Origin of the sequence: Marinibaculum pumilum, assembly GCF_042646425.1 — a bacterium.
Taxonomy (GTDB): Bacteria; Pseudomonadota; Alphaproteobacteria; order Ferrovibrionales; family Ferrovibrionaceae; genus Marinibaculum; species Marinibaculum pumilum.
In genome coordinates this window covers 40256-52737 of sequence record NZ_JBHRTR010000023.1, presented here as the reverse complement: position 1 = coordinate 52737, position 12482 = coordinate 40256, and the positions used below count along the sequence as shown (strand labels likewise).

Below are 12482 nucleotides of genomic sequence, written 5' to 3'. Positions count from 1 at the left end.
AATGTCCGCCCCCGGCCGGTAGCCCGTCGAACCTCCCACCATCTAACAGGCGCAAAGTGAATCCGTAGCATGGTCGAGTCCGCGGGAATCCCCGCCGTACCGCCGCCAGGAGCCGCACCGGAAGGCGCGGGCAGGAAGACCGGCGGCTCCTTCGCCTTCGGGATGCGCTTCCTGCTGGCATTCCTCCGTACCCGGCCGATGTTCGCGCTGGGCTATGTGATCGTCATCGCCGTCGTCCTGATGGCGGTCTTCGCCCCCTGGATCGCCCCCTACCCGCCGGAGACGGCGAACCCTGAGGACTATCTGCAGCCGCCCAGCTGGAACCACTGGCTGGGCACCGATGCCACCGGCATGGATGTGCTGAGCCGGCTGATCTATGCGCCGCGGGTCGACCTGACGATCGCCATCGTGGGCACCCTGCTCTCCGCCGTGATCGGCACCTTCATCGGCACCGTCGTCGGCTACTACCAGCAGCTGGGCGGGGTACGCAGCTTCGGCGCCGGCTTCGTGATGCGCTCCGCCGACGTGCTGCAGGCCTTTCCCGTCTTCGTCTTCGCGATCGCCCTGGTCGCGATCTTCGGCCAGAGCCTGCAGAGCATCATCGCCGCCATCGCCTTCGTGAATGCGCCGATCTACCTGCGGCTGATGCGCAGCCAGGTCCTCTCGATCCGCAACATGCGCTTCGTGGAGGCGGCCTATGTCTCCGGCGCCTCGGACCTGTCGATCATGATCCGCCACATCATCCCGAACGCCATGGCGCCGATCCTGAGCCAGCTGTCGGTGAATATCGGCTGGTCGGTCCTGCTCACCGCGGCGCTCAGCTTCGTCGGCGCGGGAGTGGAGGCGCCGACCCCGGAATGGGGCAGCATGATCGCCATGGGCTTCCAGAACATCATCACCGGGCAGTGGTGGCCGTCGGTCTTTCCCGGCATCGCGCTGGCCCTGACCGTCTTCGGCTTCGCCCTGGTCGGCGCCAGCGTGGAGATCCTGGCCGACCCGGCCCGGCGCCGGGCCCTGGCCGGCAGCATGGAACGGCGGGCCGCCCCCGCGGAGGCCGCCTGATGCGCATCGCCCGCTATATCGGCAAGCGCCTGATCTTCATCCTGCCGCAGCTGCTGGGCATCATCCTGGTCAGCTTCCTGCTGGTGAAGATGATCCCCGGCGACCCCGCAGTGCTGATGCTGGGCCCCTTCGCCAGCGACGAACAGCTGGCCAGCATGCGCAGCCAGCTCGGCCTGGACGGCACCATCCTGGACCAGTTCTGGATCTACCTGACCGGCCTGTTCGAGGGCGACCTCGGCACCTCCTGGCAGACCACCCGGCCGGTGCTGGAGGACCTGCTGCAGCGCTTCCCCGCGACCCTGGAGCTGATCACCCTGTCGCTGCTGCTGGCGCTGCTGATCGGCATCCCGCTCGGCGTCGCCGCGGCCTACTTCAAGCGCTCGGTAGTAAAAAAGTTTTCCGACTATTACGGCCTGCTGGCCGGCGCCCTGCCCGACTTCTGGCTGGGGCTGGTGCTGATCTACTTCTTCTACACCCTGCTGAACTGGGCGCCGCCGCCGCTGGGCCGCATGGGGATCGCGGTCCTGGCACCGCCGCCGGTGACGAACTTCGTCATCATCGACAGCATCCTGGACGGCAACTGGGCGGCGCTCTGGTCGGCGCTGGGCCATCTGATGCTGCCGGTGATCACACTGGGCGTGATCAATGCCGGGCCGATCCTGAAGATGACCCAGTCGACCATGGAACGGATGCTGGAATCCGACTTCGTCCGCTATGCGGAGATGTGCGGCCTGCCCGAAGGCCAGGTGATCCGGCAGGCGTTCCGCAACTCCCTGCCCTCGGTCGTCACCATCGTCAGCGTGCTCTACGGCTTCCTGATCGGCGGCGCGGTGCTGGTGGAGATCGTCTTCTCCTGGGGCGGCGCCGGCCAGTACGCCGTGCAGGGCGTCCTCAACGCCGACATCAACCCGGTGCTGGGCTTCGTGCTGTTCTCCGCGATCCTGTCGCTGGTGATCTACCTGCTGGTCGACCTGATCTATTTCACCATCGACCCCCGGATCCGGGACTAGGAAGCAGGATTGAGTCACAGGATGCAGCGACCGAGATGAGTATGGCCGGCCCCGAAAGCACCGCCGCAGCGGCAGACCAGAACCGGACGACAGAAGGCGGGAGCCCGCCCATCCTGTCGGTGCAGGGACTGAAGGTCAGCTACCCGGTCTATGCGGCGAAGCCGGTGCGCGCGGTGCATGAACTGGACCTGCAGATCGCCCCGGGCGAGATCGTCGGCCTGGTGGGGGAATCCGGCTCCGGCAAGACCAGCCTGGCCCGCGCGATCATGGGCCTGCTGGTGCGTCCGGGGCGCATCGACGGTGGCGCGGTCACGTTCGATGGCCGCGACATGCGCGCCGCCAGCGAAGACGAGCTGCGCGCGATCCGCGGCCGCGACATCGCCATGGTGATCCCCAACCCGCGCAGCGAGCTCGACCCGCTGGTCACGGTCGGCCGGCAGATTGCCAATGTCGCCCGCGCGCATCTGAAGATCGGCCGCGCCGAGGCTGACGAGATGGCGATGGACATGCTGAAGGCGGTGCAGATCCCCGACCCGGCCCGTCGCTTCAGGGCCTATCCGCACGAACTGTCGGGCGGCATGGCGCAGCGGGTGGTGATGGCGATCGCGCTGGTCTGCTCGCCGAAATTCCTGATCTCCGACGATGCAACTTCGGGCCTGGACGTGACGGTACAGGCGCAGGTGCTGGAACTGCTGCGCCGGCTGGTCCGCGACCAGGGCGCGGCGATGATGTTCATCACCCGCGACATCGGCATCACGGCGCATTTCTGCGACCGGGTCGCGGTGATCTATGCCGGGGAGATCGTCGAGGAAGCGCCGACCCTCAGCTTCTTCGAGAACCCGATGCATCCCTATTCGGTGATGCTGCTGGCGGCCTTCGCCCACAATCCCCGGCTGCGGGAGAAATGGCACAAGCCGCTCGCCTCCAACGCCCCCAGCCATGTCGCGACGGGGTGCGAATATGCCCCCCGCTGCGTGCATGCGGAGGCGGAGTGCAGCCGGGTGCGTCCACAGCTGCGGGAACTGGCACCGGGCCACCGGGTGCGGTGCCACTTCCCGGTGCTGCGCGACGACGGCGAAACCGGCGGTGTCCCCTCCGACGCGGGGGAGGCCGGGCAATGAGCACCACCCCCGTCCTGCAGGTCGAAGGCCTGGTGAAGCATTTCCCGATCGGCGGCAGCCGCAGCGTGGTGCGGGCGGTCAACGGCGTGAACCTTGAGGTCGCGCGTGGCGAGACCCTGGCCCTGGTGGGCGAATCGGGTTCGGGCAAGACCACGGTCGGCCGCTGCGTCCTGGGCCTGATCCCGCAGACCGCCGGCCATATCAGTTTCGAGGGCACCCCCGTCGACCGCCGCCGCAACATCCGCTCCCGCGATTTGCGTGGGCGGATGCAGCTGGTCTTCCAGGAGCCGGCGGAGAGCCTGGATCCGCGCATTCGCGTCGCCGAGACGATCGCCGAGCCGCTGCGCTCCATGGGCATGGGGCGGGAGAACCGGAAGCGCAAGGTGGCCGAAGTCGCCGCCCGGGTGGGCCTGCGGGACAGCACCCTGGACCAGTTCCCGGCGGAACTCAGCGCCGGCCAGCAGCAGCGGGTCGGCATCGCCCGGGCGATGATCACCGACCCGGCGCTGATCGTGATGGACGAACCCACCTCCGCCCTGGATCCGACGGCACGGGCGGAGATCATCGACCTTCTGATCCGCCTTCAGAAGGAGCTGGACACCGCCTATCTGTTCATCTCCCACGACCTGTCGACGGTGCGCTATGTCAGCCACCGGGTGGCGGTGATGTATCTCGGCATGATCGTCGAGCAGGGCGCCTCGGCGGAGCTGTTCAGTCATCCGCGGCATCCCTATTCCGTCGGCCTGCTCTCCTCGGTCCTGCTGCCGAACCCGAAGCTGAAGCGGGTGTCGGAGGTCGACCTGAAGGGCGAGATTCCCAGCCCGATCGACCTGCCGAAGGGCTGCTATCTGGCCGGCCGCTGCCCCTTCGTCGACGACCGCTGCCGCAACGAGATGCCGCCGCCGGACCCGATCGGCGGCGGGCATTCGGTCTGCTGCTTCCACCACCGCACCGCCCTGGAGGGGCGCGCCGCCCTGGACTATTTCGACGAGTTCCAGGCGGAGACCGAACGCCTGCTGAGCGCCGGCCGGCGGTAGCGCCGTATTCGGGGGCGACCCGCAGGCGGTTTGCCGCTAGCCTGCCGCGGCATCGACTGACGGCCGAGGGAGGAACAGGCGTGGATCAGGTGGCGAAGGCCCTGGCAGAAGCCCGGCGCAAGGCAACGGAACTGGCATCCTTTCCGGGGGAGGCGCCGGCCGATCTCGCCGCCGCCTATGCGATCCAGGACCGGACGGTCGCGGTCAGCGGACGCGCGGTGGCCGGCTGGAAGGTGGCGATGATCCTGCCGCCGCTTCGCGACGCACTGGGCGCAGACAGGCTGGCCGGGCCGATCTTCGCGGATTCGGTGCAGGAGGCCGGCGCCGAGGGCGGCCTGCAGGTGCCGGTCTATCCGGGCTTCGCGGCCCTGGAATGCGAGTTCGTCCTGCGCCTGGCGCGGCCGCTCGACCCGTCCGCGGCGCCGTTCAGCCCCGACAGCCTTGCCGATGCCGTCGCCTCGCTGCATGCCGGGGTGGAAATCGCTTCCAGCGTCGTGGCCGGCAACGGCGATGCCGGCCCCTGCCCCACCGTGGCCGACCTGGGCAACAATGGCGGCGCCATCGTCGGCCCGGCGATCCAGGGCTGGCAGGACAAGGCCCCCGCCGACATGCTCAGCCGCATGACGGTGGACGGCGCCACCGTCGGCGAAGGCAGCGCGGCGGCGGTGCCCGGCGGGCCGCTGGCGGCGCTGGCCTTCCTCGCCAACCTGCTGGCCGGCCGCGGCATCGGCCTGAAGGCGGGCGACATCGTCCTGACCGGGCAGACCAACGGCGTGCATCGGGTGAAGGCCGGCCAGTCGGCGCGTGCAGAGTTTCCCGGCGTCATGGCACTCGACCTGACGGTGACGGCCAAGCGGCCTGTCTGACCGCCTGGCTGTCAGGCCGCCCGTCAGGGCAGGCCGCCGGCCTTTGCCGCCAGCGCCTTCTCCCGTACGCCGGAGAGCGAGAGCCGGGTGGAGACCCGCTCCGGGTCCATCGCCAGTTCGATGAGGGCCGCCCGCCCCGAGGCCCGTGCCCGCTCGAAGGCCGGCAGGAAATCCGCCGTCCGGGTGACCGTCTCGGCATGCGCCCCCATGGCCTGCGCCAGCGCGGCAAAGTCGGGATTGGCCAGGTCGGTGCCGACGATCCGGGTCGGATGCTCGCGCTCCTGGTGCATGCGGATGGTGCCGTACATGCCGTTGTTGAACAGCAGGACGATGGGCCGGCCGCCATGCTGCAGGGCGGTGGCGATTTCCAGCCCGGTCATCATGAAGCCGCCATCGCCGACGCCGCAGACCACCAGGCGCTCCGGCGCCGCCAGGGCGGCGGCGACCGCCGCCGGCACCGCATAGCCCATGGCGCCGCTGGTCGGCCCGAGCTGCCGGCCGGGGCGCCCGTAAAGCAGGAAGCGCTGCGGCCAGCCGGTATGGTTGCCGGCATCCAGGCAGACCACCGCATCGGCCGGCAGAACCTCCCGCAGGTCGGCCATGATCCGGCCGGCATCCAGCTCGCCATCATAGGCCGGCGGGGCGATCGCCTCCAGGAAATCGGCGCGCGCCGCCTCCCGCCAGGCGCGCCAGCGCGACGGCTCCACCCAGGCGCAATCGGCAACCGCGGCGGCGAAGGCGGCGGGCGCGCTGGCGATCGCCACAGCCGGCGCAAAGACCCGGCCCGGCTCCTCCGCGCTGGCATGGACATGGATCAGCTTCTGCCGCGGTGCCGGTGGATCCAGCACGGTATAGCCCTGGGTCGTCATCTCCCCCAGCCGGGCGCCGACCACCAGCAGCAGGTCGGCCTCCTTCATGCGCCGGATCAGGGCCGGCGGGCCGGAGGTGCCGAGATCCCCGGCGAAGCAGTCGGAGCGGTTGTCGAACACGTCCTGGCGGCGGAACGAGCAGGCCGCCGGCAGGCCGTTCGCCTCTGCGAAGCGGCGGATCTGCGCGCAGGCCTCGTCGCTCCAGCCGGCACCGCCGACCAGCAGCATCGGCCGCTCCGCCGCCTGCAGCAGGGCGCGCACAGGCTCCAGCGCCTCCGCAGGGGGCGCCGCCGCGACCGTGACATAGGGGGCGGCATCGGGCACCGCCGCGATCTCGGTCAGCATGTCTTCCGGCAGCGCCAGCACGACCGGCCCCGGCCGGCCGGAGGTGGCGGTGTGGAAGGCGCGGGCGATGTATTCGGGGATCCTGTCGGTGCGGTCGATCTGCGCCGCCCATTTGGCGACATGGCCGAACATCTGCCGGTAGTCGATCTCCTGGAACGCCTCGCGGTCGAGCATGTCGCGGCCGACCTGGCCGACCAGCATGATCATCGGCGTGGAATCCTGCGCCGCGGTATGCACGCCGATCGCGGCATGGCAGGCGCCGGGGCCGCGGGTGACCATGCAGATCCCCGGCTTCCCCGTCAGCTTGCCATAGGCCTCCGCCATGTTGGCGGCGCCGGCCTCGTGCCGGGCATTGACCAGGGTGATGCGGTCCGCGGCATCGTGCAGCCCGTCCAGCACCTCCAGATAGCTTTCCCCGGGGACGCAGAACGCCATCTCCACGCCGTGCAGAAGCAGCTGGTCGACCAGGATATGGCCGCCGGTCCGCGGCTGCAGGTTCGGCGCCGCCCCCTCATTCATGGCCATGCCCCGGCTCAGTCGCGCTGGATCAGTTCGATGCGGTAGCCGTCCGGATCCTCGATGAAGGCAATGACCCTTGTCCCCCCTTTCAGCGGCCCGGCAGGACGCGGGATCTTCACCCCCGCCTTCTCCATCGCCGCGCAGGTGGCATAGACATCCTCCGCCGCCAGCGCCAGATGGCCGAAGCCCGTGCCCAGGTCGTAATCCTCTTCCTGGTCCCAGTTGTGGGTCAGCTCGATGACCGCCTCGTTCTCCTCCTCGCCATAGCCGACGAAGGCCAGGCTGAACCGGCCGCCCTCGAAATCCGCCCGGCGCAGCAGGCGCATGCCCAGGATCCGGGTATAGAAGTCCAGCGAGGCGTCGAGGTCGCGCACCCGGATCATCGTGTGCAGCAGCCGGGTCGGAGCGGCCGCGCCCAGAACAGATCCGCCGGTTGCCGGCGCGGTTGCTGCCTCGCTCATGACTTCTCTCCTTCGATCCGATGTGACAGCCGACCCGCCGGCAGGCTGCATGGCGGCATCCTGTTCGGGGGCGCCGTCCTTGTCTACAGGTCTGCCGGCGCGGCTATTTCTCGTCGAACCGGTCGATGCCGTCCCAACCGGCGCCGCTCGCAGCCAGGCGGCGGTTCCGCTCCAGGGCCCGGGCCGCAACGGCATCGTGCGGCGCAGTTTCCAGCCGCCGGGCGAACAGCCTCGCCGCGCCTTCGTAGTCGCCGGCATCCTGCAGCGCCATCGCCTCCTCCCACAGTGCCAGCGATGCGGCCAGCGGTTCGGCTATCGCCTCGCCCCGTTCCGCCAGCAGTTCGTAGACCGGCAGCGGCGCCGCGACACCTTTCGGCTGAACATGCGCCACCTTGCGGAAGAGGAAATGGGCCAGGACCGCGTCGCGCACCGTGGCGGAAACCAGGATGCCGGCGCCGTAGCGCCCCGCCAGCCCTTCCAGCCGCGCGGCGAGATTCACGTTGGCGCCGATGGCGGTGTAGTTCATCCGGTCCGAGGAGCCGACATTGCCGACGACGCATTCGCCGCTGTGAAGGCCGAAGCGGGTCGGCATCGGCGGCAGGCCGCGCGCGGCCAGGTCGGCATTGAACCGCTCCAGCCGGTCGCGGGCGGCGAGCACGCCGCGGCAGGCGGTGGCGACATGGTCCGGCTGCGGCCGGGGCGCGTTCCACAGCGCCATCACCGCATCGCCTATGAACTTGTCGATCACCCCGCCATGGTCGGATATGGCGCGGGTCATTTCCTCGAAATAGAGTGAAGTCCGCGCCATAAGCTCTTCTGGCTCAATCGTTTCCGACTGCGCGGTGAAGCCGGTGATGTCGGAAAACATGATCGTCACCGGTCGACGTTCGCCGCCCAGTTCGGCCCCCGCGGCGCTTGCCATGATCTCTTCCAGCAGGCCGCGCGGCACGTAGCGCACGAAGACGCCCAGCGCCCCCTTCATCGTCGATATCGAGCGCGCCAGTCGGTCGATTTCCAGGATGAACGAATGCACATCCCTGCCCGGCGCCAGGTCGAGCCGGCGGATCCGGTACGCCTCGGCCGCCAGCTCCGTCAGCGGTGCGGCGATGCGGCGGGAGATCAGCCAGATCATCGGCAGTGCCAGCAGCAGGGCAACACCGCCGGCAATCAACGCGTCACGCTGGATCCGTTCGATCGGCCCGATGAAATCGGACACCGGGGCCGCCACCAGCAGCAGGTTCACGTCCGTCGGCGTGGTGTCCAGCGGCGAGGCGGTACCGAGATATTCCCGTCCATCGACGTCGAAGCGAAAGTGCGTATCGCGGCGCATGACGCCATCCGGAAGGGCCTCGTGCATGCGTTCGAGCACCCTGTCCCGCAGGTGGGAGACATGCACCCGGCGATCGGAATCCGACTCCTGGCTGGCGTGATCGTGCAGGACAAGGTCCGGCTCCGCATGCGCCAGCAGATGACCGTCCGCATCGATGATCGCCAGGATCGCCTCCGGCGACACGGTCTGTTCCGCCAGGAAGTCGGACAGGCTGTCCAGGGTCAGATCGAGGCCGAAGACGCCCGGCTTCTCCCCGTCGAAACGGCGCGACATGGTGATGCCCAGGGTGTCGACGCTGGCGAAGGTATAGGGCTCGGTAACGTAACGGGCGGAACCGGCAAATGCAGCCCCGAACCAGGGCCGCGGGCGCGGATCGAAGGCAGGGCCGTCGTCTGCGCGCGCGCCAAGCTGCCGCCCCCCGGCATCCAGGAACGACCAGTCCTGCTGGCGGTTGCCATCGTCGCGCAGATAGACCAGCCGCTGGATGAAGCGGGTGCCGATCGGCGCCTCCATCGTGGCGAGGAGGCCGTCCATCTCCGGCCCGCGGACCGCGATCACCTGCAGCGCGGTCCCGTCGGCATAGCCCAGCAGGGCGGAATAGATCGTCGGATGACTGTCCAGCAACTGCCGCAGATAGGGCAGCATCGGGTTCCGCCGGGGGTCGTGCGCCACCTGGAGGCTGGGCAGCAGCACGGTGGCATCGGTCAGCGCCTCGACGGTGCCGAACAGGCGCCGGGTGCGCTGGCCGACCTTGTCGCTGACCTCGCCGATCAGGTCGTTCGCCGTCTCCAGCGCGGCATCGGCGGTGGAGCGGTACATGAACCAGGTCACACCGCCGACGATCAACATCGCCAGGACCAGGAAGATCGAGAAGATGTTGACGTAGAGCGGCAGGTGCAGCCGGCGGCCGGAAGCCGCACGTGCATTCCCGCCGGGACCGCCGGCGTCCTCCTTCCCGGTCATGCGAAGCCGGCCACCCAGCGCCTGTCGCGGATACGCTCCACCCCGCTCAGCCGTTGCGGCCGGCGATGCCCATCTCCTGGAACTGGTCCAGGGCCTTCGGATTGTAGGGGCCGATCGCGTTGCCGCCGTCCACCGGCAGGATGACGCCGGTGATATAGGCCGCCATCGGCGAGGACAGGAACTGTGCCACGCCCGCGATCTCCGATTTCTCGCCCCAGCGGCCCAGCGGCACGGCGGCCTTCGAGGCGGCCTCCGCTTCCGGCGTCGGGGCCAGCCGGCGCATCCCCTCGGTATCGGCGATCGGGCCGGGAGAGATGGAGTTCACCCGGATCCCGTCGCGTGCCCATTCCATCGCCAGGGTGCGGGTCAGCATGTCGATTCCCGCCTTGGCGGCGCAGACATGGCTCTGCAGCATCATCGGCACATAGGCCTGTGGGGCGGAGATGTTGATCACCGAGGCGCCCGGCTTGGTGAGGTACTGGTGGGCGGCCCGCATCACGTGGAAGGTGCCCATCAGGTCGATTTCCACCACCACCCGGAAGCCGTTGGAGGACATGCCGGTCGCCGGCGCCACGAAATTGCCTGCGGCGCCGCTGACCAGGACGTCGATATCGCCGAACGCGTCATGGGAGGCCTGCAGCGCGCCGCTGACCGCGGCATAGTCGCGGACATCCGCCGCAAAGCCGAGCGCGTCGCCATCGCCGCCGCCGGCCGCCTGGGCGGCCCGCAGCTCCTCCTGCGCGGCGGCGACCTTGGCCTCGTCCCGGCTCATCACCGCCACCTTCGCCCCCGCCCGGGCAAAGCCGAGGGCGATGCCGAGGTTGATGCCGCTGGTCCCGCCGGCGACAAAGACATGGGCGCCGTCGAAGCGGAAAGGTGAGTCGGTCATGAAAGCTGCTCCTCCATTGCGGGCTTGCCCTTCGGGTCATGTTCCTTTTGCCTGACAGGCCGCGTAAAGTCAGCCGAATAACTGGCGCGGCAGGCCCGCCGGTTCCCGGGGACGAGGAACGGTTCCGCATAGAAGATGCTGACCCTGTTTGAGCAGAAGTGGGTGGCCGAAGTGCGCGCCGCACTGCAGGAGCCGCTTGCGGAAACCAACCGCGACTTCGTGCAGAGCTTCGTGGGCGAGGATGTCTCCGAGGCGGAAGCCATGTCCGACAAGGGCCTGCAGTTCGCCTTCCGCCTGCGCGACCGCTATCGCGGCGGCTATGGCCTGTCCCTGCCCGACGAACAGGACTGGCTGCTGCGGCCGGAGCGGATCATCGATCCGGCGGCGCAGATGGGCCTGCTGGACGACAGCATCTGCCTGGCGGTGATGGCCTGCCAGGACCCCTCCCCGATGCTTTCCCTGAGCGCCGCCATCCGCCTGGCGCCGCGGGCGCAGCACAGCTCCCTGGTGGGCGAGCTGCTGCGGGAGACGGCGGTGGAGACCGCCCACAAGGAGGTCCGCGACTGCCTGGAATATGGCAGCGAAAAGGGCTTCGAGGGCCATGCCCTGCAGCTGATGCGCAAGGTCGCCGACGAACGCTTCCGCGACCTGCGCTCCGCCTGCGTCCGGGACCTGCGGGAACTGCTGCGCCAGCTGCTGGACGGCGCCGTCGACCCGCAGACCTTCGTGATGCGCTTCATCGCCCTGTCGGAGGGCAATTCGATCAAGGTCGGTGTCTACGAGAGCATGGTCCTGACCGTGCTGCGCAGCCGCACCATCCAGCCGCTGGCCAAGCTGACCCTGCTGTCGAACCTGGCCCGCATGCCGACCAGCGTGCGGCGGCAGATCGCCTATCTGGTCCGCGAGCTGTCGGACGACCCGTCGCAGAAATACCTGTCCGACGAACTTGCATCGGTGGTGGAGCAGCTGCGCGCGCAGAGCGCCGCGGCGCCGAAACCGGCGCCCACCCCGCAGGCGACGGACGCGCCCCATGCCGCCGGCATGCGCCAGACCCTGCGCGAGGCGACGGGCGGCCGCCGCCCCGCCATCGCCGAGAAGGTCGACCGGCCGAGCTATTCCGGCCCGACCATCGACCAGCGCCTGAAGGAACTGGCGATCGGCGACCAGAGCGAGGCGCCGCAGACCGGCCGCGGCACCGCGTCCCGCTCGCAGCAGTAGCGACAGGTCCTGCCGGCGATAGCGGGTTCAGCCGGCCGCGCGCAGGGTCAGGCCATAGCTGAAGCGATCCGCCGGATGACGGTTCAGCGCCACCTCCAGCACCTCGCCCGACGCCGCCTCGTAGATCCGGTCGATGCACAGCAGCGGCGCCCCCGACGGCAGACCCAGGAGCGCGGCATCGCCGGCTTCCGCCGCCGCCGCCGCGATGGACTGGCGCACCAGGGTCACGCGGGCACCGTGCCTGCGCTCGATCAGGCGGCAGACCGGCAGGCCCTGGCGGCCGATCTCCGGCGCCACGTCCGCGAACGCGGCCGGCAGCCAGATCTCGGTCAGGGCGATCGGCGCGCCCTCTGCCGGAGCAGCTGCGCGGCGCAGGGCGCGGATCCGCACCCATTCACCTTCGAGTGGCCGGGGCCCCTCCAGCGGCCGTCCGATCCGCTGTGACAGTGCCGCGGCCGGCCGGGGCGGATCGGCCGCTAGGACCTCCAACCGCGTGCTGGCTGCGTACTGCATCAGGTCGTCGATGGAGGCGATGGAAGAGGCGAAGCGGGTCTGCGGCCGGTCCGACACCACCACCGAGCCGGAGCCCTGGCGGCGCCGGATCAGGCCCGTCTCCTGCAACTGCTTCAGGGCGGCGCGGATGGTGTGGCGGCTGGCCTGGAAACGGTGGCAGAGCGCCGCCTCGGTCGGCAGGCGGCTGCCCAGGCGATACTGCCCGTCGGCGATCTCGCCGCCCAGGCGCTCGACGATCTCGCGGTAGAGCGGCTGCTCCCGCATCGCCTGGCCGGCCAT

The 12482-nt window shown here is 69.6% G+C and carries 11 protein-coding genes; 6 read left to right on the top strand and 5 right to left on the bottom strand.

Going from position 1 to position 12482, the window contains the following annotated elements; genetic code table 11:
- Positions 1-69 precede the first annotated feature (69 nt).
- From ACFOGJ_RS09330 to ACFOGJ_RS09310, 5 genes are all read left to right on the top strand, one after another.
- Positions 70-1062: an ABC transporter permease gene (locus ACFOGJ_RS09330; protein ID WP_379899598.1), complete on the top strand. Its 993-nt coding sequence runs from the start codon at positions 70-72 to the stop codon at positions 1060-1062.
- Positions 1062-2072 (top strand): ABC transporter permease, encoded by a 1011-nt coding sequence (locus ACFOGJ_RS09325; RefSeq protein ID WP_379899597.1) that lies wholly within the window; start codon positions 1062-1064, stop codon positions 2070-2072. The genes ACFOGJ_RS09330 and ACFOGJ_RS09325 overlap by 1 nt, the downstream gene beginning before the upstream one ends.
- A 35-nt stretch (positions 2073-2107) precedes the next feature.
- A complete protein-coding gene (locus ACFOGJ_RS09320) occupies positions 2108-3193 on the top strand; it encodes an ABC transporter ATP-binding protein (RefSeq protein WP_379899596.1) in 1086 nt (361 codons plus the stop codon).
- A complete protein-coding gene (locus ACFOGJ_RS09315) occupies positions 3190-4230 on the top strand; it encodes an oligopeptide/dipeptide ABC transporter ATP-binding protein (RefSeq protein ID WP_379899595.1) in 1041 nt (346 codons plus the stop codon). The genes ACFOGJ_RS09320 and ACFOGJ_RS09315 overlap by 4 nt, the downstream gene beginning before the upstream one ends.
- Before the next feature lie 80 nt (positions 4231-4310).
- Entirely contained in the window at positions 4311-5096 is a 786-nt protein-coding gene (locus ACFOGJ_RS09310) for a 2-keto-4-pentenoate hydratase (protein ID WP_379899594.1), read from the top strand.
- Positions 5097-5119: 23 nt separating this feature from the next.
- On the opposite strand, the gene ACFOGJ_RS09305 is transcribed toward ACFOGJ_RS09310, so the two are convergent.
- The 4 genes from ACFOGJ_RS09305 to ACFOGJ_RS09290 all read right to left on the bottom strand — a co-directional run bounded on the left by ACFOGJ_RS09305 (position 5120) and on the right by ACFOGJ_RS09290 (position 10472).
- The gene (locus ACFOGJ_RS09305; protein WP_379899593.1) at positions 5120-6835 is read right to left on the bottom strand and encodes a thiamine pyrophosphate-binding protein; all 1716 of its coding nucleotides are present in this window, start codon (positions 6833-6835) and stop codon (positions 5120-5122) included.
- A gap of 8 nt (positions 6836-6843) precedes the next feature.
- Positions 6844-7212, bottom strand: a complete 369-nt coding sequence (gene gloA, locus ACFOGJ_RS09300) for a lactoylglutathione lyase (RefSeq protein WP_379899876.1) — start codon at positions 7210-7212, stop codon at positions 6844-6846.
- A gap of 181 nt (positions 7213-7393) precedes the next feature.
- Positions 7394-9583 (bottom strand): adenylate/guanylate cyclase domain-containing protein, encoded by a 2190-nt coding sequence (locus ACFOGJ_RS09295; protein ID WP_379899592.1) that lies wholly within the window; start codon positions 9581-9583, stop codon positions 7394-7396.
- Positions 9584-9629: 46 nt separating this feature from the next.
- Positions 9630-10472: an SDR family oxidoreductase gene (locus tag ACFOGJ_RS09290; protein WP_379899591.1), complete on the bottom strand. Its 843-nt coding sequence runs from the start codon at positions 10470-10472 to the stop codon at positions 9630-9632.
- Positions 10473-10607: 135 nt separating this feature from the next.
- On the opposite strand from ACFOGJ_RS09290, the gene ACFOGJ_RS09285 reads away from it, so the two are divergent.
- Entirely contained in the window at positions 10608-11690 is a 1083-nt protein-coding gene (locus ACFOGJ_RS09285; protein WP_379899590.1) for a hypothetical protein, read from the top strand.
- 27 nt (positions 11691-11717) lie between these two features.
- Here the strand turns inward: ACFOGJ_RS09285 and ACFOGJ_RS09280 are convergent, their stop codons facing one another.
- Positions 11718-12482, bottom strand: a complete 765-nt coding sequence (locus ACFOGJ_RS09280) for a GntR family transcriptional regulator (RefSeq protein ID WP_379899589.1) — start codon at positions 12480-12482, stop codon at positions 11718-11720.

Coding starts and splice junctions, on each gene's coding strand:
- ACFOGJ_RS09330 (WP_379899598.1), top strand. CDS start 70: ATGGTCGAGTCCGCGGGAATCCCCGCCGTACCGCCGCCAGGAGCCGCA.
- ACFOGJ_RS09325 (WP_379899597.1), top strand. CDS start 1,062: ATGCGCATCGCCCGCTATATCGGCAAGCGCCTGATCTTCATCCTGCCG.
- ACFOGJ_RS09320 (WP_379899596.1), top strand. CDS start 2,108: ATGAGTATGGCCGGCCCCGAAAGCACCGCCGCAGCGGCAGACCAGAAC.
- ACFOGJ_RS09315 (WP_379899595.1), top strand. CDS start 3,190: ATGAGCACCACCCCCGTCCTGCAGGTCGAAGGCCTGGTGAAGCATTTC.
- ACFOGJ_RS09305 (WP_379899593.1), bottom strand. CDS start 6,835: ATGGCCATGAATGAGGGGGCGGCGCCGAACCTGCAGCCGCGGACCGGC.
- gloA (WP_379899876.1), bottom strand. CDS start 7,212: ATGATCCGGGTGCGCGACCTCGACGCCTCGCTGGACTTCTATACCCGG.
- ACFOGJ_RS09295 (WP_379899592.1), bottom strand. CDS start 9,583: ATGACCGGGAAGGAGGACGCCGGCGGTCCCGGCGGGAATGCACGTGCG.
- ACFOGJ_RS09290 (WP_379899591.1), bottom strand. CDS start 10,472: ATGACCGACTCACCTTTCCGCTTCGACGGCGCCCATGTCTTTGTCGCC.
- ACFOGJ_RS09285 (WP_379899590.1), top strand. CDS start 10,608: ATGCTGACCCTGTTTGAGCAGAAGTGGGTGGCCGAAGTGCGCGCCGCA.
- ACFOGJ_RS09280 (WP_379899589.1), bottom strand. CDS start 12,482: ATGGCCGGCCAGGCGATGCGGGAGCAGCCGCTCTACCGCGAGATCGTC.